The organism is Vibrio ouci, assembly GCF_004551525.1.
Lineage (GTDB): Bacteria > Pseudomonadota > Gammaproteobacteria > Enterobacterales > Vibrionaceae > Vibrio > Vibrio ouci.
This window is the reverse complement of the sequence record NZ_SATR01000028.1, coordinates 26,197-51,925: the sequence shown is the minus strand read 5'-3', so window position 1 is coordinate 51,925 and position 25,729 is coordinate 26,197. Positions and strand designations below refer to the sequence as shown.

Annotated in this window: 22 protein-coding genes; 5 read left to right on the top strand and 17 right to left on the bottom strand. The window is 45.6% G+C overall.

The features are described from left to right. Positions 1-82: 82 nt before the first annotated feature. The 5 genes from ELS82_RS16920 to ELS82_RS16900 form a co-directional block, all read right to left on the bottom strand. Entirely contained in the window at positions 83-268 is a 186-nt protein-coding gene (locus ELS82_RS16920) for a hypothetical protein (RefSeq protein ID WP_134836520.1), read from the bottom strand. Between the two features lie 173 nt (positions 269-441). Next, on the bottom strand, positions 442-1,995 hold the full coding sequence (locus ELS82_RS16915; RefSeq protein ID WP_134836519.1) for a glutamate synthase-related protein: 1,554 nt from the start codon (positions 1,993-1,995) through the stop codon (positions 442-444). Between the two features lie 198 nt (positions 1,996-2,193). Then, positions 2,194-2,823: a bifunctional 4-hydroxy-2-oxoglutarate aldolase/2-dehydro-3-deoxy-phosphogluconate aldolase gene (locus tag ELS82_RS16910; RefSeq protein WP_126572570.1), complete on the bottom strand. Its 630-nt coding sequence runs from the start codon at positions 2,821-2,823 to the stop codon at positions 2,194-2,196. A 321-nt stretch (positions 2,824-3,144) separates the two neighbouring features. Then, on the bottom strand, positions 3,145-5,304 hold the full coding sequence (locus ELS82_RS16905) for a TonB-dependent siderophore receptor (protein WP_134836518.1): 2,160 nt from the start codon (positions 5,302-5,304) through the stop codon (positions 3,145-3,147). Between the two features lie 135 nt (positions 5,305-5,439). Beyond that, positions 5,440-6,369: an AraC family transcriptional regulator gene (locus ELS82_RS16900; RefSeq protein ID WP_134836517.1), complete on the bottom strand. Its 930-nt coding sequence runs from the start codon at positions 6,367-6,369 to the stop codon at positions 5,440-5,442. Between the two features lie 199 nt (positions 6,370-6,568). On the opposite strand from ELS82_RS16900, the gene ELS82_RS16895 reads away from it, so the two are divergent. Both ELS82_RS16895 and ELS82_RS26345 read left to right on the top strand, forming a co-directional pair. Then, positions 6,569-7,348: an HAD-IIB family hydrolase gene (locus ELS82_RS16895; RefSeq protein ID WP_134836516.1), complete on the top strand. Its 780-nt coding sequence runs from the start codon at positions 6,569-6,571 to the stop codon at positions 7,346-7,348. Between the two features lie 114 nt (positions 7,349-7,462). After that, positions 7,463-7,636 (top strand): hypothetical protein, encoded by a 174-nt coding sequence (locus ELS82_RS26345; protein WP_167489352.1) that lies wholly within the window; start codon positions 7,463-7,465, stop codon positions 7,634-7,636. 100 nt (positions 7,637-7,736) lie between these two features. On the opposite strand, the gene phnE (ELS82_RS16890) is transcribed toward ELS82_RS26345, so the two are convergent. The 4 genes from phnE (ELS82_RS16890) to phnD all read right to left on the bottom strand — a co-directional run bounded on the left by phnE (ELS82_RS16890) (position 7,737) and on the right by phnD (position 11,257). Next, positions 7,737-8,540 (bottom strand): phosphonate ABC transporter, permease protein PhnE, encoded by an 804-nt coding sequence (gene phnE / locus ELS82_RS16890; protein WP_134836515.1) that lies wholly within the window; start codon positions 8,538-8,540, stop codon positions 7,737-7,739. Continuing rightward, positions 8,540-9,343: a phosphonate ABC transporter, permease protein PhnE gene (gene phnE, locus ELS82_RS16885; protein ID WP_134836514.1), complete on the bottom strand. Its 804-nt coding sequence runs from the start codon at positions 9,341-9,343 to the stop codon at positions 8,540-8,542. The genes phnE (ELS82_RS16890) and phnE (ELS82_RS16885) overlap by 1 nt, the downstream gene beginning before the upstream one ends. Beyond that, positions 9,331-10,116, bottom strand: coding sequence for a phosphonate ABC transporter ATP-binding protein (gene phnC, locus ELS82_RS16880; RefSeq protein WP_053439427.1), 786 nt, complete (start codon positions 10,114-10,116; stop codon positions 9,331-9,333). The genes phnE (ELS82_RS16885) and phnC overlap by 13 nt, the downstream gene beginning before the upstream one ends. Positions 10,117-10,216: 100 nt before the next feature. Next, positions 10,217-11,257 (bottom strand): phosphate/phosphite/phosphonate ABC transporter substrate-binding protein, encoded by a 1,041-nt coding sequence (gene phnD / locus ELS82_RS16875; protein ID WP_134836513.1) that lies wholly within the window; start codon positions 11,255-11,257, stop codon positions 10,217-10,219. Between the two features lie 653 nt (positions 11,258-11,910). Here phnD and ELS82_RS16870 point away from each other — a divergent pair. Continuing rightward, positions 11,911-13,026, top strand: coding sequence for a M28 family metallopeptidase (locus tag ELS82_RS16870; protein WP_134836512.1), 1,116 nt, complete (start codon positions 11,911-11,913; stop codon positions 13,024-13,026). Between the two features lie 61 nt (positions 13,027-13,087). On the opposite strand, the gene ELS82_RS16865 is transcribed toward ELS82_RS16870, so the two are convergent. From ELS82_RS16865 to ELS82_RS16840, 6 genes are all read right to left on the bottom strand, one after another. Then, positions 13,088-14,299, bottom strand: coding sequence for a glycerophosphodiester phosphodiesterase family protein (locus ELS82_RS16865; RefSeq protein ID WP_134836511.1), 1,212 nt, complete (start codon positions 14,297-14,299; stop codon positions 13,088-13,090). Positions 14,300-14,513: 214 nt separating this feature from the next. Further along, entirely contained in the window at positions 14,514-15,854 is a 1,341-nt protein-coding gene (locus ELS82_RS16860; protein ID WP_134836510.1) for a sigma-54-dependent transcriptional regulator, read from the bottom strand. 2 nt (positions 15,855-15,856) lie between these two features. Further along, the gene (locus ELS82_RS16855) at positions 15,857-17,806 is read right to left on the bottom strand and encodes an ATP-binding protein (RefSeq protein WP_134836509.1); all 1,950 of its coding nucleotides are present in this window, start codon (positions 17,804-17,806) and stop codon (positions 15,857-15,859) included. A 194-nt stretch (positions 17,807-18,000) separates the two neighbouring features. After that, entirely contained in the window at positions 18,001-18,561 is a 561-nt protein-coding gene (locus ELS82_RS16850) for a type II secretion system protein (RefSeq protein ID WP_134836508.1), read from the bottom strand. A 272-nt stretch (positions 18,562-18,833) separates the two neighbouring features. Then, on the bottom strand, positions 18,834-19,682 hold the full coding sequence (locus ELS82_RS16845; RefSeq protein ID WP_134836507.1) for a pirin family protein: 849 nt from the start codon (positions 19,680-19,682) through the stop codon (positions 18,834-18,836). 114 nt (positions 19,683-19,796) lie between these two features. Further along, positions 19,797-20,294: a DUF2867 domain-containing protein gene (locus tag ELS82_RS16840; RefSeq protein ID WP_167489356.1), complete on the bottom strand. Its 498-nt coding sequence runs from the start codon at positions 20,292-20,294 to the stop codon at positions 19,797-19,799. Positions 20,295-20,645: 351 nt separating this feature from the next. On the opposite strand from ELS82_RS16840, the gene ELS82_RS16835 reads away from it, so the two are divergent. After that, on the top strand, positions 20,646-22,940 hold the full coding sequence (locus tag ELS82_RS16835) for a hypothetical protein (RefSeq protein ID WP_244230797.1): 2,295 nt from the start codon (positions 20,646-20,648) through the stop codon (positions 22,938-22,940). 15 nt (positions 22,941-22,955) lie between these two features. On the opposite strand, the gene catB is transcribed toward ELS82_RS16835, so the two are convergent. Beyond that, entirely contained in the window at positions 22,956-23,582 is a 627-nt protein-coding gene (gene catB / locus ELS82_RS16830; protein ID WP_134836505.1) for a type B chloramphenicol O-acetyltransferase, read from the bottom strand. A 192-nt stretch (positions 23,583-23,774) separates the two neighbouring features. Between catB and ELS82_RS16825 the strand changes: the two genes are divergently transcribed. Further along, entirely contained in the window at positions 23,775-25,070 is a 1,296-nt protein-coding gene (locus ELS82_RS16825; RefSeq protein WP_134836504.1) for an alpha/beta fold hydrolase, read from the top strand. Positions 25,071-25,146: 76 nt separating this feature from the next. Here the strand turns inward: ELS82_RS16825 and ELS82_RS16820 are convergent, their stop codons facing one another. After that, a complete protein-coding gene (locus ELS82_RS16820) occupies positions 25,147-25,473 on the bottom strand; it encodes a hypothetical protein (protein ID WP_244230796.1) in 327 nt (108 codons plus the stop codon). Between the last annotated feature and the right edge of the window lie 256 nt (positions 25,474-25,729).

Here is a 25,729-nt window from a genome sequence, read left to right as displayed (position 1 = left end):
TCTTATACACAGCTGGACAGAATCGTGACTCAATCCGAAACATTGCCACAAAGAGTGAAAGCAAGACCTAGCGCCAACAAACCTACCTTTCTAGGTTCACTCTTCGCTCGCTATTGTCGTCATAGAGATGGGCTTGGTTTCTTTCAATAAGTACCATAGCTAACAGAGGATTCAGCGCACGAACCTCACCTTTTGTGTAAGGAACTGGAATATCCCACGGGTTATTCTGGTACATACCTTCTTCATCAAACTGGACAAAAAAATTCATGCTTACCTCCAACCAAAAACGTACGAAGCACCCGTTAATTCTAGTAGGTAATTTACAATTTTATTAGTAACGTCATACCAAGATAAGTGCCGTTTTTAGGATATTCTTTGATACTCAATATCTTACCAACAAGCCCATCCAGCAATAAAAGTCGCAGTTCAGCTCTTACGCGTTTAGATTTGGTTTAGATCTGACAATCCGGAGTATCGAATTCCTGACAAGTGCGCCATTTCACGATTCCACGTCGCAAGATCATTTGGGTTAAACAGACTTAAATCGTTGTGGCCACACGCTCTTGCCATCACGGTCATTAACTCAGTGGACGCTTCAAAGAAGTTCTTTAACTGCATCGAGGCTTTATCAACATTGAGCCTCTGTCTTAAGTCTGCTTTTTGTGTCGCGATCCCTGCTGGACAATTATTGGTGTTACACATTCTTGCCGCAACGCAGCCAATCGACTGCATCGCACTATTGGAAATCGCCACGCCATCAGCGCCCAAGGCCATCGCTTTGACAAAATCCATTGGGACTCGAAGCCCTCCAGTAATAATGAGTGTGACTCGGCCGCTCGCCCCAACCCTATCCAAATAAGCTCTGGCTCTTGCGAGTGCCGGAATGGTCGGCACACTGATGTGGTCACGAAACATTTCTGGCGCAGCGCCCGTACCGCCACCTCGACCATCAAGAATGATGTAATCGGCACTGGCATCCAACGCAAACTGGATATCTTCTTCGATATGATTGGCACTGAGCTTAAAGCCAATCGGAATCCCGCCAGTGACTTCTCGAACCCGATCGGCGAAAGCCTTAAAATCTTCAACGGTATGTAAGTCTTTAAATGTCGGAGGAGAAATCGCTGGCGTGCCGGCTTCAATGCCGCGAACTTCAGAAATTTTGCCAATGTTTTTAGCACCGGGCAGGTGACCTCCGGTACCGGTTTTCGCGCCCTGACCACCTTTAAAGTGGAACGCTTGAACGTTTTTAAGCTTGGACTCATCATAGCCAAACCCAGCACTGGCGAGCTCATAGAAATAGCGTGAATTTGCCGCTTGCTCTTCAGGCAACATGCCCCCTTCACCAGAGCAAATACCCGTCCCTGCCAGTTCAGCCCCTTTGGCTAATGAGACTTTCGCTTCTTCGGACAACGCACCAAAACTCATGTCAGAGACAAACAATGGGATATTGAGTTTAAGAGGCTTTTTCGCTTGCGGTCCGATAATCAGCTCAGTTGAAACAGGCACCTCTTCCATCAGTGGCTTGGTCGCCATTTGCGCCACCATGACTTGAATATCATCCCAGTGCGGCAACAAATACCTTGGTACGCCCATAGAAGTCATTGGCCCGTGATGGCCCATTTTAGATAAACCTTCTCGGGCTAACTGATGAATAAACTCCACCGTAGGCTCTTCTTTGGTTGCATTCGCCGCCGGAGCAACATCAATGGTTTGGATTTGAACCCCTGGCCCCTCTTTGCCGACATCGGCGTCAGTAAACTGTTTATGGGCACCATCACAAAATGGTGGGTTCTGAGTATGTTTACAGCGGCATAGGTAGGCATCGCCACTCTCTTCGGCGGTGAAGGCTTTGGGTTTAAAACCTGTTCCCGCATGAGAGCCATCACAGTAAGGTTGATTGCTAGAACGGCCACAAGTACAGAAGTAATTTTCTTCTCCGGCAGTGAGTTCGACTTTGATTGGTTTGTTTGCTGCTATGACAGGTTTGCTCATCACGTTATCCATTATTATTGGGTTTGTAGTTATGGGATAAAGTAAAGGCACAAAAGTTGGGGATTTCAATTTTGCCAACTCAGCGGCCCGCCACTTTTAGCTACAAGTTGGACTCACAAATGTGCAGCTACCTGAAACAAAAACGCCTCCATCTGATTCAGAATGGAGGCGCTTGAAGGAGCAGTGGGGGTCGTCTTATTACTCGGAAACGAGGGCAACCGCTTCGCGAGTGAGCTTAGCTAGCTCATCCCATTGGCCAGCTTCAATCAGCTTTTTATCAACCATCCATGTGCCGCCACACGCCAGCACTCGTGGTACCGCTAAGTAGTCTTTAATGTTGGCAGGATTGATTCCACCCGTTGGCATTAAGCTCACGTCCGTGTATGGCGCCAGCAGTGCCTTAACCATATTTACGCCACCTGATGCTTCCGCAGGGAAGAACTTGAGTGTGGTTAGGCCCATTTCTAAAGCCGCTTCAATGGTGCTTGGGTTGTTTACGCCCGGCACGATATCAATACCAATCTCTTGGCACGCTTTGACAGTATTTGGGTTAAAGCCCGGTGAGACAATAAACGTTGCGCCCGCTTCTTTCGCTGCGATCGCCTGCTCTTTATTTAGCACAGTACCAGCGCCGATCAGCATGTCAGGTTGCGCTTCACGCAGGAGTCGAATTGCTTCTACTGCCGCTTCAGAGCGAAAGGTAATTTCTGCTGCTGGCAGGCCGTTTTCAGCCAACACTTTACCCAGTGGAATAATGTCTTGTGCATTATCAATCGCAATAACAGGGATAACTTTCAGCGCTTGTAGCTGCTCGTTTAAGTTAGGCATTGTTTTGTTCCTATTTGAATTTATTCTTTGCGGCGTCTGTATGCGCCTTTGAGATGATGGCACCTTTATGCTGAATCACTTCTCCAGCTAGCACATTCTCAATCACAGTCGTTGATACATTATAGGGTTCATTGGCGCCTAATTCCGAGACTAAACACCCGTTAGCACCAAGTTTGATGACTACTATCTTTATACCAAGAGAAGTGAGCCGCTTGCAGGTTTGCAGAGGCGTTTCATATCCCCCCACCGCCACAAAAAAGCGGCTTAGATCAGATAGGGCAGCCCATGATGAGCTGCCCATTGATTTGAGGTGTTTAAGAGTTAAAACTCGTAGTTGACGTTCAGTTCAATTGACTGCTCTGCCCCGTACCAACAATTGTACTTGTCGTAACAAGTGTAGTTATCAGTATCAAATAGGTTGTTGATGATAAGGTTCGCTTGAGCACCGCTTAAAGAGTCGCTCGCATAACCTAAATCGTAGCCAAGAGAAAGATCGACGACCGCGTATGAAGGGACTTTACCTTGGGTATTGCTCGCGTCCATCTGCATTTCACCAACATAACGAGCACCACCACCCAAACGAGCACCATCTAATGCCCCCGAGCTCACGTAGTAGTTAGCCCAAAGCGTCGCCGAATGTTCTGGTACATAAATTGGCGTTGTACCTTGTAGGCCGTTGTCACCATCTTCGGTAATTTCTACATCTAAGTAGGTGTAGCTAGCTAACACATCGACAGTATCTGTTGGGTACCAACGCGCTTCAAACTCAGCACCTTGTGACGTCACTTCACCTACCTGCAACTGACCTTGGTAGTCGGCAGATGATGGGTCAGTGATAACTACATTTTCCTTAACGATGTAGAAAACAGACACCGTCGATTCCACAGCACCGTCTTCAGATTGGTACTTCACACCACCTTCGATTTGGCTGCCTGTTTCTGCTTCAAATGGTTCGTTAAACGAACTTACACCAGCAACTGGTTCAAAGCTGGTCGCATAGTTAATGAACGGCGATAAACCGTTTGATAGCTCATACAATGCGCCAACACGGTAAGAGAATTCACTTTGGTCTGCTTTGGTCTCAAAGCCATTGTAGTTACTGGTTGATTCGTACTGGTCGTAACGACCACCAGCAATCAGTACAAGTGCGTTATAACGCAACTGATCTTGGAAGTAGAAACCTAACTGTTCAACATCCACTTTGTCGTTGCTGACACTGGTTGCTGTCAATTGGCTACGATCAATCATGTTGTTGTTCGGGTTAAAGACATTAAAGCCACTGATTTGACCGAATGTGGTGTATTTCGCATCACCACTTAGCTGTTGGTAATCAAAACCAAACAGTAAGTTATGCTCTACATCACCGGTAACAACTAGCTTGGACAACTGGTTATCAATCACAAAGCCAGTTGAGCTTTCATCGGTGCTGTAGATGTTACGAGTTAACTCGCCAGTCTGAGCATTAAAATCACAGTAACCGCTCGCTTCATCGCAGTAGTGATAGGTGTTTTCTTGATACAAAGACGCATCGGTATAGCGAGCATTTTGTAAGAAGCTCCAGCCACTCTCAAAATCATGGTTAATTTTGTAGCCCAGCATAAGAACTTCACGCTCGAATGTACTCCAGTTCTTGTCTCCTGCTGACGTAGAAGATGAAATCGAACCAACTGGACTGTCAGTCACCATGCCCATCGAAGGCAGGGATGAGTTGATACCCATCGACGGATCATTTTGGTAGTAGAGGTTAAAGTTGATCAACGTACGATCGGTCACTTGCCAATCTAGTGATGGAGCAAATACGTAGCGCTCTTCTTCAGCAAAGTCGACCTGGCTATCTTGCTTACGAGCAAGCGCAATAATACGGTAAGACAAGTTGCTCTCGCCGATTTGCCCTGTGGTATCAATTGACGCTTCCATCAAGTTTCTAGAACCAGTAGCAACGCCAACAGAGGTGCTGTCTTGCAGCTGTGGACTCTTGGCGATGATATTAACCATACCACCCGGTGGCATTGCACCATAAAGAACTGATGTTGGGCCTTTAAATACTTCAATCTGCTGAATCGCAATCGGATCAATTTGTGGCTGTAGGTTCCAACCGTTTAAGTACTGAAGAGCCAAGCCATCGTAGTAGTTAACGTTCTTGTTATCGAAACCACGAATCGAATAGTTGTCATACATGGTCACTGACGCACCTTTTTGCTCAGTGACTACCCCCGGCGCATAGCGAAGCGCTTGAGATACTGATTTCACGCCACGCTGTTCAAGCAACTCACCATCAAGAACAGTAATGCCTTGCGGCGTTTCTTCTGGTTCTAGTGCGGTTTTGGTTGCGGTATTTCGATACGCCTTACCCAGCACAGTAATGGTTTCAAGTTGAGTGGTATCCGTGTCGTTTTGATCGGCTGCTAAAATGGGAGCTGAAAATGTCGCTAGCAACGCGAGCGCTACGGCTGAGCGCTTAAATGTCATCGTATTATCCATGTTGTTCTTCTATACCAACGCTTTTCTTTATTGAGAATAAATATCATTTGCATGATATAGGCAGGCGGAAATTAAAGTTAACAATTTGGTGCAAGTTAACTAGAAAGTAGCAATGGTGGGGATTTATCAAACAGCTTAAACCTTGGAGATCGGCACCCAATACTCCATCTCAGCATCTGGAGAATCCGCTTGATAGTGTTGTGGGTAAACTTCCAGCTCATAACCATCAATACCGCTATAATCGGAATTCGGTAACCAATGTAAAATGAACCACTCTAAGGTTTTTGGCAAAGTCTCAATCGGACCTTTATGTTTTACCGCAGCGTAAGTCTGCTGGGAAACATTCAAGATATCTAACTTGTCAGAAACCACGCTAGGCAATTCTGGCATTGGCGTGTTCTGGTGCAACTCAAGCCCAGCCCAATAGAAAAGATTGCTGCCATCAAAAGCCGCTTTTGTCACATCCACGACCCCAAGTAGCTGGCCTTGAGGCGCTGGGGAAAGATGAGCAGTCGCCTCTAACTGCTGCCAAAGCTTTGGAACCACATAGGAAAAATCAGGAAATAGAGAGAAAAGCCCTTTAATCTCGCCTTTTACCCCTTTAAGAATAAAGGCCTCTTTGGTGTCAATTTGGACTTCTACAAACGCAAGCTCATTAGCACCATTGATACTTACTTCAGACACTTCAATCGGCTTTTTCAGCCCTACGCGTTGGGCATTGTTGCGATACGTCCTTGGACTATGGCCAAAGAACTGCTTAAACGCGCGGCTAAAGGCAATTTCAGAATTGAAGCCCAGTGCGATAGCAATGTCGATCACTCTCTGATCAGAATCCAATAACAACTCGGCTGCTGCACTAAGTTTTAATTCGCGGACATAGTTGGCTACCGTCAATCCTGTTTCTGCCTGAAAGACGCGTTGTAATTGCCAGCGAGACCAACAGCTCTGCTCCGCGATATCTTCAAGTGAAAGCGGCGTATCCAGATGACTGTGAATAAAGGATAAAACCTTACTAATACGATTAAACGTCGCTACCGCCTTCGCTGTATTAGATGCCTTTGCCACAATGCCCCCGATGAGTTAATGATATTTCTAACACTATTAAGATCGATATTGTACCAACGGTCATATAAAAATGATAATTATTTGCAAAATGACCAAGAAAATGCCACCGCTTAGGGAGCGTTAACTTTACTCACTTCACTGAAATCCATCCATGGGTTAGGTACACTCAACTAATCGCTCAAAGACATGATATGAATAGATGGAAAACGTACTTTCAAAGGAATGGAAAAACATTGAGTGGGTCTTGACGGATGTCGACGATACGCTGACTTGGCAAGGCAAACTTCCGCCAGAAACACTGATTGCTCTCAGTGCTCTTAAGCAACAAGGCATCAAGATTGTTGCTGTAACTGGCGCATGCGCAGGTTGGTGTGATCATATCGCCCAACTTTGGCCAGTCGATGCAGTACTGGGAGAAAACGGGGCGTTTACCTTAGAAAAGGGGGAACGTGGGATTAGCTTAACAAGCAGTGTTCCGCTCGAAACCATGCGCGCCCAACAAGCAGAACTCAAGAACCAAATCGAACAACTGCTAAGCCAATACTCGGATGTAAACTTAACTCTCGATCAAGCGTACCGCTTATGTGAAGTCGCCATCGATATTGGTCAAAACCGCGAACCACTTGATCCCACGTTAATTGAACAACTTGTCGCTCAAATCCATCAGCTAGGCGCCCATGCGACAGCGAGCTCTATTCACATCAACGCCTGGTATGGCGAACACTCTAAGCGCAACAGCGTCTTTGCTTACCTGAAAAGCAAAGGGCTTAGCCAACAAGATGTTTTAGATAAGTGCTGCTATGTGGGTGATTCACTCAACGATCAGCAAATATTTGAGACATTGCCGATGACGGTCGGTGTTAAGAACATTGAGCATTATTGGCACAAATTGAGCCATAAACCGAGCCTTGTCATGAGCCAACCAGGCGGCTTTGGCTTTGCCGAATTTAGCCAGCAGTTGCTCGCACTCAAAAACTAAAATTAATACCCTACCAACCTCTCACTTTGAGTAATCACTGTGGGCCTTCGCCTCCGGGTAGTTCACGACTCACTATACTTTAAATAGGACGTCGTGATTCCAAGGAGGCAAGCCATGGACTTTACGGAAAAACTCAGACTAAGAGGCAAAGCGGAAGAGGACCTTTACTTCGCCCACTTAGATCAAGAGCTAATAGAAGCGATACATAACAACCCGCATTGGTTGGAAGAGCACCAAACTCCCCATCCTGATGATGAGCCAAATCTTGTCGACACTTTAAGTAAGTAACCTTTTGACAAGATGCCAAGCTGAAAGGGATTGATAATAGATTAATTGAAAAAGGCAGAGTCCCCCCTGCCTTTTTGTTTTTGCTGTTAACGGCTTAAGCTTAAATTAGCTTCTTACGTACATGTACGACCAATGCTTCAGCCAATACAACCACAGCGAAAATGCTCACTAGTACCATCGATACTTTCTGCCACTCAAACAGGTTTTGAGCATCATTTAGAACCACACCGATACCACCTGCACCAACCAAACCGAGTACTGCAGACTCACGCACGTTGATATCCCAACGGAACAGTACAATCGAATAAAATGCAGGCATCACTTGTGGCCAATAGCCTTTCATCAAGATGCTTGCCCAAGAGGCCCCTGTCGCTTTTAGCGCCTCGATGGTTCCCATATTGACTTCGGCAATCGCCTCCGCCAATAGCTTACCGACAAAACCCACACTGCGAATCGCAATCGCCATAATGCCCGCCAGCACCCCAGGGCCAAACAATGCAATGAAAAGCAAAGCCCAAACTAGTGAGTTTACCGAGCGCGATGAGACCAAAAAGAACTGCGCAATCCAGTTTAGTGTCTTATTTGGCGTGATATTTGGTGCATTCAGCAGTGCCAGTGGAATCGCCAATATCAAGGTAAATAACGTACCTAACGTTGCGATGTGTAAGGTTTCAATCAACGCGTCATGAATGGTTGTCGGATAGAAACCATAATCGAGTGGCACCATGCGACCAAACATATCAGCAAACTGTGCTGGCGCGTCATAGAGAAACTCAGGGATGATCTCTACCGTTTGCCAAGACCACACTATGGCAGAAACAAAACATAGGTAAGCCGCAAATCTTGCAAGACGCTCATTAAAGGTAAAGCGTTGCCATTCTCTATCAATAGAAGCTGTCGTCATTAGAAGATTCTCCTTACTACATTAGACAAGAACTCACCCACTAGAATCAGCGCGATAATCGTAATCAGAATCGCCGCAACAAAATCGTAATCAAAACGTTGGAATGCTGAGAATAATGTCCCGCCTAAACCACCAGCTCCGACAATGCCGACCATGGTCGAGTTACGCAGGTTTGAATCCAGCTGGTAACTTGCAAAGCCGATAAAACGGGTAAATACCTGTGGCATGACCGCAAACAGAATCACGCTGATAAAGCTCGCGCCCGTTGCTCGAATCGCTTCAACTTGTTTAAAAGAGATCTCTTCAATCGCTTCAGCAAACAGCTTGGCGATAAAGCCGATAGAAGCAAAAATTAGCGTCAGAATCCCTGCGAGTGCACCAAAGCCCACCGCTTTTACAAACAAGATTGCGATGATGACTGGGTGGAATGAGCGGCACAATGCGATAAAGCCGCGCACCGGCGTCGACACAATTGATGGCATCATATTACGCGCTGCCAATAGACCTAAGAACAGCGAAATCACGATCCCGAAGAAGCTAGAGATAATCGCTATTTGTAAGCTTTCCGCTAAGCCACTTAACAGCAGGTTGGAGCGAGAAAAGTCAGGTGGAAACATACGAGAAAGTAAGCGTTCGCTTTCACCAAAACCAATAATTAATCTATCCAGCGTTAAATCTAAAGTTGAAAAGCTGTAGAACAAATAAGCCACGACAACAGCGACACCTAAACGGCTTGCCCATGACGCTTTAAATGGGTTTTCGACATTGATTGACGCAGAAGATGAGGAGCTTAATCCAGCCATGACTCACCTCCGTAAATGATCTTGAGATCTTCTTCACTGATGCCTTCCGGGCTACCATCGTAGTGAACCTTGCCGTTGCACATACCGATGATGCGGTTAGCAAAGCGCTTAGCTAAGTTCACGTCATGAATGTTCACCAACACTGGGATCTGTTTTTCTTTGGCGAAGGTTTCCATCAGCTCCATAATCTCAACCGCGGTTTTCGGGTCGAGTGAAGAAGTTGGTTCGTCGGCCAATAAGATATATGGGTCTTGCATAACTGCACGGGCAATACCCACGCGCTGACGTTGACCACCAGAAAGGCTGTCTGCACGCTGATTAGCAAAATCTTGCAAGCCTACGAACTCCAAAAGTTCGAACGCTTTCTGCAAATCTTCTTTTGAGTAGTTACGACGCCAAGCATTCCATGAAGACATGTAACCCAAACGGCCGCTTAAGACGTTTTCAATCACGGTTAGGCGTTCAACTAAGTTGTACTCTTGGAAAACCATACCGATATGACGACGCTGTTTGCGTAGAGCCTGACCATTCAGTTTCGTTAGGTCTTCCCCTTCAAATAGGATCTCACCACTGGTTGGGTCATTGAGGCGATTGATACAACGAAGCAAAGTACTTTTACCTGTGCCCGATGGACCAATGATGGCAATAATGCCCGGTTGGTCGATATCAATATCAATACCTTTAAGGATTGGCTTACCTGCCACGTACTCGTGAAAAAGGTTGTTGATCTTTATTCCGTCATACTTAGTTCTGTCACAGCTTGCTACAGCCATACTACTCTTCCTTTTTAATATCTTGAGCCTGAATTTAGGGCGTACGATGCCCTGAGCCCTACACAAAGGACACCGTACTTATTGGTTATTTATTGGAGAATTATTGGTTGGTCGCTTGCTTTGCTAGCTCTGCCGCTTTTTTCTTAGCGCGCTTCGCAGCATCCTTTTCAGCAAGTTTCTTCAGGCCCGCTTTGGTGTAAGCCGTCCCTGTTGCGTGTGCGATATCACGGATAACCGCCCACTCTTCTTGATAGCTAATTGGTGAGAAACGATCAGCACCTTTAAAGGCATCGCTCATTTCTTGAGTAAAGCGGTAGCTAAAGAAAGCTTCGTTAATCTTCTCAGCCAGTTCAGGTTTTAGGTTGTAAGCATAGCCAAATGCAGATGTTGGGAAACGAGGGCTGCGGTAAATGATTTTCAGCTCAGAATCGTCAACACGACCGGCTGCAACCATACGGTCATACACGTCTGATGCAACTGGCGCTGCGTCGTAGTCACCGTTGTATACGCCTAAGATAGATTGGTCATGCTTACCAGAGTAAAGCACTTTGTAGTCTTGATCTGGCACTAGACCTTGAGCTGGGAATAGCGCACGTGGAGCTAGGTTACCTGAGTTAGAAGAGGCTGAAGTATGAGCGACTCGTTTACCTTTAAGATCCGCCATCTCGTTGATGCCGCTGTCTTTACGTACGATGGTCACAAGGTTGTAGCCTTGAAAGCCTGATTCGTCACCTTTTACTGCGATTGGTACGTAACCCGCTAAGTTAACGGCATAACCCGTAGGACCAGTAGAGAAGCCAGCAACGTGAAGACGACCTGAGCGCATTGCTTCAACCTGCGCTGAGTTTGAGTGAACAGTGTAGTAGATAACTTTTTTGCCCGTGACCTTGCTTAGGTGCGCTTGGAAATCAGCAAAAGCATCTTTATAAAGTGCTGGGTCTTCTACTGGCGTATACGTAAACACCAAGGTACTTGGGTCGATCCACTCGTTGGCATCCTTTGGCGCATCTGCCACTAAATCTTGGTTTTCATCACAGTATCTATCATCCAAAACCCCACGAGTAGCACACTCACTTGCCATCGCCAGAGAAGGTAGCAGCAAAGAGCCAGCGATTAACAATCCATTTACACTGTTTTTCATATTAGAACCTTATATTCACGTTATTGTTGATGTTCCCTTTCCATATAGCAGGTGGCGTGCCAATATTTTAGTTGTTATTTTTCAATTACTTATTACCAAACCCAAATAACCAAAAACAGTTTGGGTCATTGGTGTCCAACGTCAGATAGCGTATTTGGGTCATTTATGTCCCATCAATTTTACTCGGTGAAGCGACTCTTCCTACTAGTTAATAAGAGTGTGATAACAAGCTAGCTAGATATTATCTGAATAAAACCTAATCACACCGAAAAATGCCGAGCCAGTTTGGTAGCGAGATCATAGAGTGAATGAATAATTCGATATGATTATCTGCTCTGTTCACATAAATCGATCACCTGTTGTAGCCTGCGCATAAATATGTACCCACTCCTGTTAGATAAGTAATTGCTCAACTCTATTATTCTTTTGCTATCAAACAGTTATTTGGCATATAAATTCAACCTTTTGGCCTTAATCTACTTTGAAATCAATGTTTCAATTTGAAGCATTTCACACTAATAAGCCGTGCAGCGTGATAGCCTTTGCCTGCTCCCTAAAATAGGCAGCTCAAACCTATAAATCGCAACTATATGTTTACTCGAATATTTTTGATAAGCGGTAAACACTGCTCCTGATAGTTCTAAGGATCGATTATGAAAAAGACCCTCCTATGCTCCGCACTCTTCACATTGAGTGTGTCTGGATACAGCTTCGCAACCGACGCACCTGCTACAACAGACTACAGTGATAAAGCGATCGAATACCTAGCTCAAATTGCCGATGGCAGTGATGGGATCGGGGCTCGCCCAGCAAGCTCGGCCAAAGAAATCGAGACTGGCGAATGGATCAAAAATAAACTCACACAAGTGGGTTACGACGTAATAACCCAGCCTTTCAGCTACGAGAAGAACGGTAAAACTAAGGCTTCAAACAACTACATTGTCGAAAAAGCAGGACTTTCATCAGACACCATCGTCCTTGTCGCACACTACGACTCAACTGGCGACGATCATGGCTCACTAGGTGCGACGGATAATGGCGCAGGACTAGCAGCTGCGACAGCTATTGCAGAAGCCCTTCATGCGGCGCAAGAGATCCCTTATACCGTTAGAGTGATATTTGTCGGTGCTGAAGAAAATGGTCTCAACGGCTCTAAACACTATGTCACCGAAGCGCTTAACAACGGCCAATTAGACAATGTTATTGCCATGATTAACTATGACACTGTCGGCGGCGGCGATATTGTTTATGTTCACGCTGCCCATTCGGACTACAAACAATACCAAAAGGCTTGTGAAGCAATTGGCCTTAGCGATAAAGCCTACAGTAACGAAACTTGGGTTCGTGATGGGATGCTCGCAGCTTCGATCGATAGAATCGGTGAAAATGAAAAGTATGTCGTCCACCCTGGCTTCCCGGGTTACCCAGCAGGAGAAACGGGCTCTTGGTCTGATCACGCGCCGTTTGCCTGCGCAGGAATTCCAATCGCCTATGTAGAATCGACCAACTTTAATATCAATGGCGAAGAGGGCTATGACGGCTACTCACAGACGGAAAATCCAATGATGTGGGACTGCTACGACGCTGAGAACAAAACCGCTTGTGACCGCAAAACTGAAACCAAGTGGGGTAAAATTTGGCATACCGAATTTGACCGCCTCGATAAACTAGAGCAAGCCTTCCCTGGGCGGGTAAACAAGCAAACCAAAAACAACGTCGAAATTGTCGTCGAGTACTTAACCAACAGTAAATACTTCAAGCAATCCTAGCGATTACTACGACACAAAAAAGCCCGAGTTAGCTCGGGCTTCTTTATTAGTGACGATAGAATTAGATATCCATACAGTTCGCGTAGTACGTAACCGTTGATGGCCAATCACTGAACACACCAAGTACACCAACATCTTTCGCTAGTACATCTAGCACTTTCATCATGTCGCCATCTTGATTGATCTGCTCTGTCACCGTTTGGTAGTACCAACCGCCACCTTGAGCTAGAGGACCTGAGCGCTCTAGTGTCCAAGCGATAATATCGAGATCCGCTTGCTTAGCTAACTTAGCGTACTCTGACGCCACAATCGCATTCTTATCATCAAGCTGAATTAGCGCATACAGAGGTGGTGCGATGATTTGCACGCCCTCTTTCGATAGCTCCTTCATGTTTTCCAACGTCGCAGTAAAGCCTTCTAGGTTGTAAACACGGTCATCTAAGTAGACCGCTTGTTTACCAAACTCTGGCTCGTTGTTAATCCAGTATTTCACATCATCCAGATTAAACGACTGCACGTAAGCATCTTTCGCTGAGAAGCCTGCTGCTTTAAGCTCATCAACCAGTTTCTGAGCGTAATCTTGCTGGCTAAAACCTTTGTATGGCATTTCGACTGCCGCTGATTTCAGCTCAGGCGTCACCTTCACACCATGCTTTTTGAAAAGCTCTGCACTTTCAGCATGGGTCATCAAAGTCCCTGTTTGCGAGTAAAGATCGGTACGCCAACCTGGAGTGCCGTTCATGTACTCTTCAATCGTGGTTGCTTTCGGGTTCGCACCATCCATTTTGCCTTTAAGGGTCTTAAACTCCGCTAAAGTGAAATCTGATGTGCGACATTCCACTTGCGCATCTTCACCTGTCGCTGGGTTGGCAGGCTTGAACGGCACAGAACACTTCTTGGCTAGCTCCGGGTGAGCCAGAACGTCGGTTGTGGTATGCAAATCGCTTTGTGAATGACGACAGACCAACTGCTTATCTTTAGTGAACGTGACGTCACACTCTAGAACGCCAGCGCCCATCGCAATCGCTGCTAGGTAAGACTCTTTAGTATGCTCAGGAAACTGCATTGCAGCGCCGCGGTGGCCGATAGAAAAGTCACTACGATAAAATGGGCCGGCCTCGCAGCTTTCCAATTTGGTTTTCAGTGGTCCCTCTTCCATATCACTGACTAGATATAATGGTCGAGGCCCGACTTGAGCAGGTTCATTGCCAGCCATAGCGACTGAACTAACACCTAGCAAGAGTGCGATACCACTGGTTAAGATTTGCTTCATCTGTTGATTCTCCTTGCAGCAAAATAGTTTTGTTTATTATCTGGCTCAGTTTGTTGAAGTTGTGATTCGCCTGCGACGAAACATTCCCTAACTTCTAACCAAGCCAATTGTCTAAATAGCACGCAACGTGCCAAAAACTTTTCGCTTATAATTCAAACAGATAAATATAATACTTTTATTAAGCTTCTATGATGGGTCAATTATGTCTTGTTGTTTATGCTTTAAAGTTCTCTTTATCGAGTTGATGCTTTTTCATCTTACGATAGAGGGTCTTACGTGGCAGATTGAGTCGCAGTGATACCTCATTGATGTTGCCTGACATTTCGATTAATGCCTCGGTCAACACGTTGCGCTCATACTGCTCCATTTGTTGCTCAAAGGCGAACGCGTCACTCCCTTGAGTCGAAGGCGCTTGCAGATCAAAGCCTTCCCCAACAATCCCGAGCACAAAACGGTCGGCGACATTTCTCAGTTCACGAACATTTCCGGGCCAATCATGACGGCACAGTTGCTGAATTTGCTCAGAATAGAGCGTTGATGGGCGGGTTTTATACTTCTGACTCGCTTGCACGACAAAGTGGCGAAACAGAGATTGAATATCTTCTTTGCGTTGTCTTAGCGGCGGCAGATTTAAGCTGGCAATGTTCAAACGATAGAAGAGGTCAGCACGAAACTCACCTTGCTTACTTAGCTCGGCTAAATCGGCTTTACTCGCGGCGACCACCACAATATCGACCGGAATTAAGCTGTTACCGCCGACACGCTCGATAACGCGCTCTTGGATCACACGCAGCAATTTAATCTGTACGGCAATTGGCATACTTTCTATTTCATCAAGGAACAAGGTCCCGCCATGCGCTTGCTCTATCTTGCCGATGCGTTTTTTATTTGCGCTGGTAAATGAGCCCGCTTCATGACCAAACAGCTCACTTTCAATGATGCTTTCTGTCATCCCGCCGCAGTTAATTGCGACAAAAGGTTTGTCTCGGCGCTCAGAATATTGATGCAAAGCGCGAGCAATCACCTCTTTGCCTGTGCCCGTTTCACCATTGATGATGGTATCAACCCCAGTATGTGCAAGGGCGAGCACTTGAGTTCGCACCATCTCCATTTGGTTAGAGACGCCAATCACCACTTCTTCGATCGGAAATTGCGTAGACTGCGTAGCCATCTCAGGCATATTGCGAATATGAGTCGCCGCCAAGTCGAGCTTTTCGATCAACTCATCGCTTTGCAAAGGCTTCTCGATAAAATCAAATGCGCCAAGCTTCATCGCTTCAATTGCCATTGGAATGTCACCATGACCACTCATGAGTATCACTTGGCACTTTGGTGCGCGACTTTGAATCGCATCGAGCATGGCTAAACCATCAAGGTTAGGCATGCGAACGTCACACAGCACCACTTGCTTGCTATCAAGGGATAAAGATTTCAGACCGAGCTTAGGATCGGTAAAGCTCGTCACACTGAACCCTTCGAGCTCTAGCATCTCGCTCACCGCTTCAACCACATCTAATTCATCATCAATGAGGGTAATGTTCTTTTGCATAACCATGGTTATCTGCCTTGTTCTAGATGTACAACAAACTCACTGCCGACATTAAGCTGCGAGTTAACTCGAATCGAACCACCAAAATCCTTGATGATGTTAAATGCGATGGAGAGACCTAATCCTAGGCCTTTACCCACCTCTTTCTGGGTGTAAAACGGGTCAAATATATGTGGGATATCTTCAGCCACAATCCCTTTGCCATTGTCCTTCACTGCGATAGTCACTTCGTTATCCGCACACTCTACACAAACAACGATTAATGGCTCAGAGCACTGCTCTACGGCATCAATCGCGTTACTGATGAGATTAACCAGCACTTGCTCCAAACGTATTGGATTCGCTCGCACGCTCGCCTTTGATGACAGGGAGCAATCTAATACGATCGGAATCTGTTTGTTGGCAAAAAGCTCGATTGCATCATTCACCACAGGCATTACGGCAACCGAAGAAATTTTGCCATCACTCTTGCGCGAAAAGGCTTTAAGGTGATGAGTCAACGCCGCCACCTTGCCCAATAAGGTTTCAATCTTATTTAAGTTCTGCATCGCTTTATCGGCGCGATCTTGCTCTAGCCATTTCTGTGCACTGCGAGTATGACTGCTGATCGCGGTCAACGGTTGATTTATTTCATGGGTAATGCCCACACTTAACTGACCTAATGCGGCGAGTTTACCCGCTTGCACTAACTCGTCTTGGGTCACTCTTAATCGCTCTTCAGCCATGCGGCGCTCTTCGACCTCTGCTTCGAGCTTTTGATTGGTCTTTTTCACCACTTTAGCGGTCGCTTGGAACACCTGTAGAGACTTCGCCATTTGGGTAACTTCGTCATGCCCTTTAAGCTCTATTTGGGTATCTAAATGCCCCGTTGAAATGGCGAACATGTCGTCTCTTAAGTTGAGCAATCTCTCCAAGATATTTTTGCGTACATAGAACCAAGCAACCGCTGCCGCCGCAAAGAGACTGAACACAGATAACACCAGCGAGAAAGTACGATTCGAGGCGAGAGACTTTTGAACTTGAGCGATAGATGAGTCAATTTCAAGGTTAACGTTGGAGGTGTTACGCTCAATTTGAACCGACAGTTGATGCAAATATTTACGGCTATTTTCCAGCAAAAACTCTTGTTGATAATAGTGCTCCAACGCCTGATTTTTTAGCTGGACTAATCGGCTCGAACGAGAAGCCAAAGTGTAGATAACCGAAAGTTTTTCATCTAACGCAGGCAGTGATTCAGCCAGGCCACTTGCCAGCCACAGGCTAAACCACTCTTGGCCAAGTTGTTCCAAACGATAAGTGGTGTAATCCAACTCATTGAAGCTGCCATCGTTATACAGTTTTTCGACTAGACCTAATTGATAGAACAGCAATGCTTTGAGTTGGCTATATTGAAGACGAGATTTCTGGCTCTCTGGCAGGTTATCAAGCTCCTCACTGACTTGCTGCAATAACGGATAAAAACCTTCCAGTAAGTTACGCAGCTCTTTATTTAATTGGCGGGACTCTTCACCACTTTGGTAGAGCAAACTTAAGCTGTTACTCACCTGCATGATCAAATCTTTAAAATAGGCGTGGTATTCAGGAAAATGGGCCAGAACCAGATTCATACCATTGATGCTTTCTTCAATGCGTACCATCGCTTGACGGCGTTCTAAGTTAGAGTCTGCGGCAACCAGCTGAGAGGCATCAGTGATCACTAGGCGCACCATGTCATTAAGGCGCGCCGCTTGTTCTAATGCCGGGATCTCTTTTTCTTTTAGGTCGACCAACGCCAGTTCTAACTTGTCGTAGGTGGTCGAGCTATACAATGCCAGCAGCAAGGTCGTCATCGAGAGCATCGCAAGCGCTAAGCCAAGGCGAACTTCAATACCGCGCCACTTGAATTTGCTACGCGGACTATTCTTTCCGATTGGTTGAGTGCTACGCACCTCGGGGGTTTGGCTAGCTATCTGATTCACAAGGATATTCTCTACAACTAAAGCAAGAGCACGACTTTGCCCTGAGCCTTTTAACAAACCCTATAAAACATCACTACATTTTATTAATAAAGTCATGAGTATCAGATTTGTGGATTCAGTAGTGAGAAATTCTATAAACCTTGAAGTTGAGTCTGAGATAGCCTGGCTAGAAAACGCCTGAAATGACCTGTGGCTTAACAGTTAGTATTTTCAACACGAACGGTGCAAACACAACCTTCTGCAGGACAGACACCCGACGCCCCCCTTCCACCGAAAGAGTCATAAATCACGTAGCAACCCGCAGGTAGGGTGGTAATGTTGGTGCTATTAAGCTCTGCGGTTGAAAATGAATGTTCAAAGCCAATAACAGTATGTCGATTGCCGATTGCGCTTGTCAGATCGTCAGTAGTGCCTAATGTCATAAAATCGAGCATGGTGAGTGCATCACCAGACTCACCGACACTTTCTGGACATAACGTCGCCCAATCCACCTCAACGGTACCAATCCCGAAATCGATTATGTAGTCGTCTTGATTACCGGGGTTGGAGAGACTTGGAGTTAGCCCAGCAATAAAAGCTTTGGCGTTAACCTGAGTAATAACGCCTTCCATCGCTCCAGCTATCCCCTCAAGGGTAGCCTCACGAGCAGACTCTTGAAGATTAAGAAATCGAGGCGCAGCGACAACAGCCAATACACCCAAGATAACAATAACTACAACTAACTCAATGAGAGTAAAACCTGCTTTTCTATTCACTGTTCAACACGCCTATAATCCATCACATAGCTACCACTTAGCATGCTTACATTGCGTTACATTTATAAACTAACATCAATTATGGTCAAAATGCACGCAACAAGTCAGTGACAGATCATCCAATAACGTAACGGCATTCAACGTACAGCAACAAAAAAAGCCACTCGAAAATCGAGTGGCCAATCAAAAATAAACAGGCAGTGGATTGTTTATTTTTTCACAGTAGAGCTCAAATTGAGTTCCAAGCTTCTTCTCTGTATCTGTACGAAGCGTTAATACGTTTCGAACACACCTGAATTGTAATCTTGAATAGCTTGCTCTATCTCTTGCATGCTATTCATCACAAAAGGACCATAATGCACGACGGGTTCATCAATCGGTTGACCTGAGAAGATCAGCGCACCACTTTGTGCTTGCGCCTCCAATATTACGCGCTCACCTTTGCTCAGTAACGCTAATTCGCCTTGCTTTAAACGCTGCTCACCAATTACCAGCTCCCCTTTATAAGCATAAACCATAACGTTGAATTGCTCCTGAAGTTCTAGGCTTGTCGTTTGGCCTTGATTCGCTCGCCAGTCAGTTACGCTGAGCTCAACTCCGGTTTTATCAAGTGGCCCATGCAAAACTAGGTCATTGGCAATAATCGAACCCGCTAGCACTCGCAGCAAGCCAACTTGCTCTGATAAATGCTCGGTGATCGCCTCAGGCTGAAAATCGAAGTATTGTGCTGGCTTCATTTTGTCGCGCGCAGGCTGATTAATCCAAATTTGAAAGCCGTGCAATTCGCCTTCTTCCATAATTGGCATTTCGCTATGAATCACGCCACGGCCTGCAGCCATCCACTGCGCCCCGCCTGAACGAAGCTCACCGACATTGCCCATATGGTCTTTATGCTGGAAGTGCCCTTTCATCATATAAGTCAGCGTTTCAATGCCACGGTGAGGATGCGGGGGAAAACCACCCACGTAATCAGCTCGTTGATCCGATTTAAGCTCATCAACCATCAAAAATGGCGAAAATTGGGCGTTATTGAAGCCTGCTACTCGTTGGATTTTTACGCCGTCACCATCAGAAGTCGCATGCGCTCGGATGATTTGATTAATTGTTCTCACATTGCTCATAACAAAGCTCCTTGATGTCACTCTTGACTGAATGAACTCAGTTTAGCGCTTTGATTGAGCAATATGAGCGGAGGGATTAGAGCTAGTCGTTCGAAAAAACTGAATAAGTAAAAACTAGCCAGTCACTAAAGTATTTAACGATCTTGGTACGATCACTTTATGTACTGGCGCAACGAAAAACATATACACCTTGCCAAAGGTATTTTTCACATGCACCACTGTGGTGGCATGTAACGTCACGCGATTGCCATCGGGTACTAGCAAGAATGACAAGCGTACATTGAGGTGCTTATCGCAATCTTCCACCACGATTTCATTATGACGCAAACTGACTATCGAGAAGATCCCGACCTGATCGCCAACTTTGTACTCTTCAATGGGTTTGTTTTTATCAAGATCTGCCATCCGACCTAAGTGTTTTAAGCCAAGTTTCGACACGATGCGATTACGTAAATCCATTAAGCAATTAACCCATTTAGGTGTGCGATTGACCATCTCGAAATAGATTTCTAACGCCGACTCTCCTTGATAAGGAAGCTCGATTGAGTAGCTGTCAGCAAAATAGGCGTGGGAAAGATACGGGTGAATATCAGCATCAGCAGGCAGGTCCATTGGCATTCTTTACTCCATTTATCGTCGTTCAATCCAGCTTATTGATTAACACCGATAAAACAATGGCGAGGTGATTAAATCCCTCGTTTTGTCTCACCAATAATACGTGCTAGTGACCTAATGGAGCATCCCCCCACTACGCCGTAACTCCTACTCAACTCAGAATGAACTGACTTGTTGCATTGGGCATTTTTTGAAAGGATCCGTTTGAAAAAAGATAAATAACAAACATATCAGTTAGCAATTAAGGCATTGAAATATCATCGCTTGTCCACTGCTAACTCTGCAAGTATCGGTTAAATATTCCGTTTTCTACCTTCAATTTCTTGCCCCAAATTCAGGTTCAATTAAATGCAAATTAGGACTGTTTTCTCGACTCTCTTTTGCCTGTTATCGTTAACAGGTTGCGATTTCGCTCAAGAATCAAATGAAGAACCAAAAGCAACTGTCACTGAGATAACATTTAGTGAAAAAGAGCTCTCATTACCATTGGGCGTCAGACATGCCTTAAAGGTAAACGCCGTCTTATCAGATGGGCGTATTGACGACATCCCCGGCTCCCCAGAGGTAAAGTTTACCGTTGACGATACCCAACTTGCATACTTGGACAATGACGAAAGCAACGTCGTAGTTGGACAGACGATTGGCAAAACCTCAATTACGGCCCGCACCAGGCTCAACTCAACTGAACATCAAAGTAGCATGACGTTGGTCGTGACGCCTCCCGTTATACAAGAACTTTCTGTGCAATCAGACTCCACAGCAATCACTGCCGGAATCCCCCTCATACTGCAAGTTATCGCCACAATGAGCGATGGCTCTCAAGTGAAGATTACAGACAGCTCAATTCTAGAGTGGGAGTTTGATAAAAGTGGTATCGCAGAGATCACTTCATCAGAAGATGGGATAGTGGTTACCGGAATTGAAAAAGGTGAAATCAAACTTTCAGTTAGCGCTGGCTCTTTCCGGTCTACAGTTGTTACCAACAAAACGTTTACCGTGATCCCCAAAGACTATGCGATTAAGCTGAAGAAGGATGCTCTATCTCCTCTCACTCGCTCTGTTTTTGCAGGCTATGACATCGATGATGTGAAAGTTCGACATAACGGTTCTACAAGTTTTGATTTGTTGAATGCAACACCGCGCTATCTGAACAATCCATTAGTCACCGTAAATCATCAGCACTTTCGAATTGATGCGGTAATCCCTCCATTTCAGAGTGTGCATTTCGACTTACCTACATGGTTCGATGAGCCAATCACCTCTGCGTATTTTGTTGATGAACAACCTTTGTTTAAAGCTCATGTGCGCTCTTATGCGGATGTAAAGCCAAGTGATGATAAGTACGCGCAACCAACAGCAGAAAACGTCTATCAATATGAAAAGGAGTTGCGCGGCTTCAAGCAGTTAATGAACAACTACGACTATAACCATCGATTTATTGGTTTCATCCAGAACTACATGAATTCCAGAACGCGCATGGTGCGACATGAAGATCATTGGTGTGAAGTAGAAACGCTATTGACCACAACTCGTTCACTCGATAGTAGCTCTAATGACTTTGCCAAATTCAGAGGCAATGACAGTTCACCACATACATTGAAGCATGTGAGTCTGATTGCGAATAAGCCAAGTGCAACCTATACGATGTTGACCCGAGATGCCAACGGGGTGGCAACCATTGGCGATGGATGGCTAAGTGTACGCCAACATAGGTTGTTTACTGAAGGCGCGACATCACCTAAAACAACCTACCTGCACGAGAAGATGCATAACCACGGTTTTGGTCACTCTGGCGGCATGACTTATGGCTATCCCTCTGAAACGGGTACATTTGTAAATCGCTATTGGGAGCGCTTTTATGAAGATGGTGCCGTGGAAGCCTCGACACCAACACTTGCGAGCCGATACGAGCTCAAAGATCTTGGTGAACAATTTAGGTTAGAAATTTCCTTTTTGGATAAGAGCTCATCAGGTCCATCAAATAAAGGTATTGATAAGTTCATCTTACTTACCACCTCATTGCCTGAGTTGAAAAATAGCTATGTGATCGATCATCAAAACAACGCCAGAGAATTTTTCCCACAGATCCATTCTGGTTATGAGCATACGTATCTGTTCAATGATATCGCAAACATCAAACCTCAAAATATCAGTGAGGCCAACGCTAAACCTGTTGTATCAAAGCTGGCGTTTATTTTTGATAAGCCACAACAAGCAAGCACAAATAATATCCCCGCGTCGATTATCTTTATCGGTGGTAGCGAGGCCGATACCAAGCAGCAAGCCAATCTGGTGATCAATTATTCCGGCTCAGGAGGTTTTGTAAGCGAGAGTGGGCAATACATCTACCTAGTTAAAAAGTGGAACAAAAATGACAGTAACGTGTTCGTCAATGAGGCAAATACCTACTCTCCTGCTGAAGCTGAACAGATTTGTAGTGATAGGGGACTCACACTAGGAACCCTAAAGCCGTATCGCTCAGATGAGATGATCGCTTTTCAAACCAAATATCAGAAATACGGCACTCAGGTGGGGCTTTCTTATGAAACAGGCACGCCAATAGCTATCTTGGTTCCCACAACTTATCGCCCCAGCACCATCAAAGAAGTAGAAAAAGGCGCGGTCATTGTGTGCAGTAAATGATCTCTCACCTACTAGCTATCGAATGCTCTGCTGCCAATAGTCGTATAAGCCATCGATATCAGCACTGCTCAGCAGCTTCATCGCTCCGGCGAGCTGTTCATCAGACCATTGCCACCACTGCATTTCAATCAGCTTGTCGATCTGCTCTGGAGAAAAGCGAAACTTGATATGCTTGGCTGGGTTAGAACCGACAACCTCATAGGGCTGAACATCTTTGGTCACCACAGCTCGGCTGGCAATGATCGCCCCGTCACCGATGGTCACTCCGGCCATGATCATCGCCTCTGAGCCTATCCAGACATCATTACCGATTACAGTATCGCCTGAGCGCTGAAAGCCATCTTCCGCGCCCGCAAAATGTTCGTTATTTTGATAGAAAAATGGGAACGTGGTTACCCAATTAGAGCGGTGGCCTTGGTTACCCGCCATCATAAATACCGCACCAGAGCCAATTGAACAGAAGTTGCCAATGATGAGTTTATCGACATCATCTCTGTCTGGAGTCAAGTAGCGAGCGCAGTCATCAAAGCTGTGGCCGTGATAATAGCCCGAGTAGTAACTGTGGCGTCCGACAATAATATTAGAGTTGGTTACTTGCTCAACCAAAGATTTGCCAGCAAATGGCGATTCAAAGTAGTTCATAGTTTCATTCTTTTAGTTAGTATCTTTGAGGTCTAGCGACCTAGCCTGTTTAGGATATGCCTAAATTTGATGCTCGTCACTCTACTTTCTCTGCCTCTGCACCAAGCCCGCACAACATAAACTTACGTTGGTCTCGGTATGTCATCAGGTTAAGATAAGCCGTCTAATAGTCATGGAAGTTAAAACATAATAATGAACGCTCAAGAATTTATTGATGCGGGAGTTAAATACACCCCGCACACTTTCCAGTTGCCGCTGGACTATAAAAACAAAGATGCCGCTACCATTGAAGTGTTTGCCCGCGAGCTGTCGCTGGTTGCCGATGGTGAGAGCAACAAGCCTTGGTTGGTCTACTTTCAAGGTGGCCCAGGCTTTCCGTCACCGCGCCAAAATGGCCATAGTGGCTGGGTAAAACGTGCTCTGCAAGAATACCGAGTATTGCTACTCGACCAACGTGGTACGGGTAATAGCAGTGTCATCAACCATCAAACACTGGCTCATCTAACTGCCGAGCAACAGGCTGAATATTTAATCCATTTCCGCGCGGATAACATCGTGCGTGATGCCGAAGAAATTCGTAAGCAGTTTGGCGTTGAGCAGTGGTCTATTTTAGGCCAAAGCTATGGCGGCTTTTGCTCGCTAACCTACCTCTCGCTGTTTCCTCAAAGTCTGGCGCGTAGCTTCATTACCGGCGGTGTACCTTCAACGACTCGCCATCCCGATGATGTGTACCAAGCGACATTTAAACGCACGCTACAAAAGAACCAAGCGTTCTTTCAGCAATTTCCAAAAGCGCAGCAGCTATGTAAGCGGATTGCCGACCATCTGATTGAGAATGAAGAGTTGCTGCCAAACGGCCAGCGCTTCACGGTTGAGCAATTCCAACAAATCGGCATTAACTTCGGTATGAGTGATACCTTCTTGCCGACCTACTACGCGCTTGAAAACGCCTTGATTGATGTGAACGGTAAACCTCAACTGAACTATGAGTTTCTCAATAACATGCTGATGGAGCAAAGCTTTCAGACCAATCCTATCTACGCGATTTTGCATGAGTCGATTTACTGCCAAGGCTTCGCCTCTAACTGGAGTGCGCACCGCGCCCGTCAAGACAACCCAGCCTTCAACTATGACTCAAGTAAGCCATTCTTGTTTACTGGTGAAATGGTCTTCCCGTGGATGTTTGACCAATACCAATGCTTGAAGCCGCTTAAAGAGGCCGCTGAATTACTGGCAGCAAAAGAAGATTGGACACCGCTATACGACGACAGCGTGCTTGCGCAAAACAAAGTGCCTGTTAGCTGCGCCGTCTACGCCGATGATATGTTTGTTGAGATGGACATTAGCCGCGAAACGCTAACAAAAATTCCAAACTCAAAAGCATGGATCACTAACGAATATGAGCACAACGGCCTACGCGCTGACGGCGAACGTATTCTCGATAAGTTGATCGCAATGGGTAATCAAACTGCGGTGACTTTGGCATAAATAAACGCCCTCCGAAATGCAAAAGCCCTGAACTTGATTCAGGGCTTTTTTGTATGTGCTGCTCACTCAGGGTTAATCACCAGTGATCGGTCGCGAAGATGCCAAAAGTAATCATATTCAATGTGTCGGTCACGCTCTCAATCGACTTAATCACTTGCTTGGTCGGCTCATTATTAAGCAAGTAATGGCTTTTTTCACTAGCCGATTTGCTGTGAATATCCTTATTTTGATTCCCTATTACTTGGTCAGTTTCGACGAGTGGATGTTTTGTCTGAACGTTTGTATTTAAGTCATCATTTGCACTAAGGATCGTATTGGAATCATCGTCAGATAAAGGCTCCGAATCTGCCGTTAAGTTAGGCTGAATTTCTACACCTTGCGGTACCTCGCCTTCGTTGCTCAACCTCTTCTCATTCTGCTGAACTTCATTATTTGCAGAACAAGCAGTTAGCGATAAAAGACAAACCAAAAATATGATTCTACTTCTCATCATATTGATTACTTATGAATTAATAAAACACCGTTCGATTGTAATTTGCTTGTCTTTAAAGATCCAGTGGTAAGAAGAATAAACTCAAGGCTCCCTTGTTGAGATTCCCTACTCGCTCCTGCGTCACTCTATGGAATGACTAGAAATGAAAAAAACCTGCACTAGATCA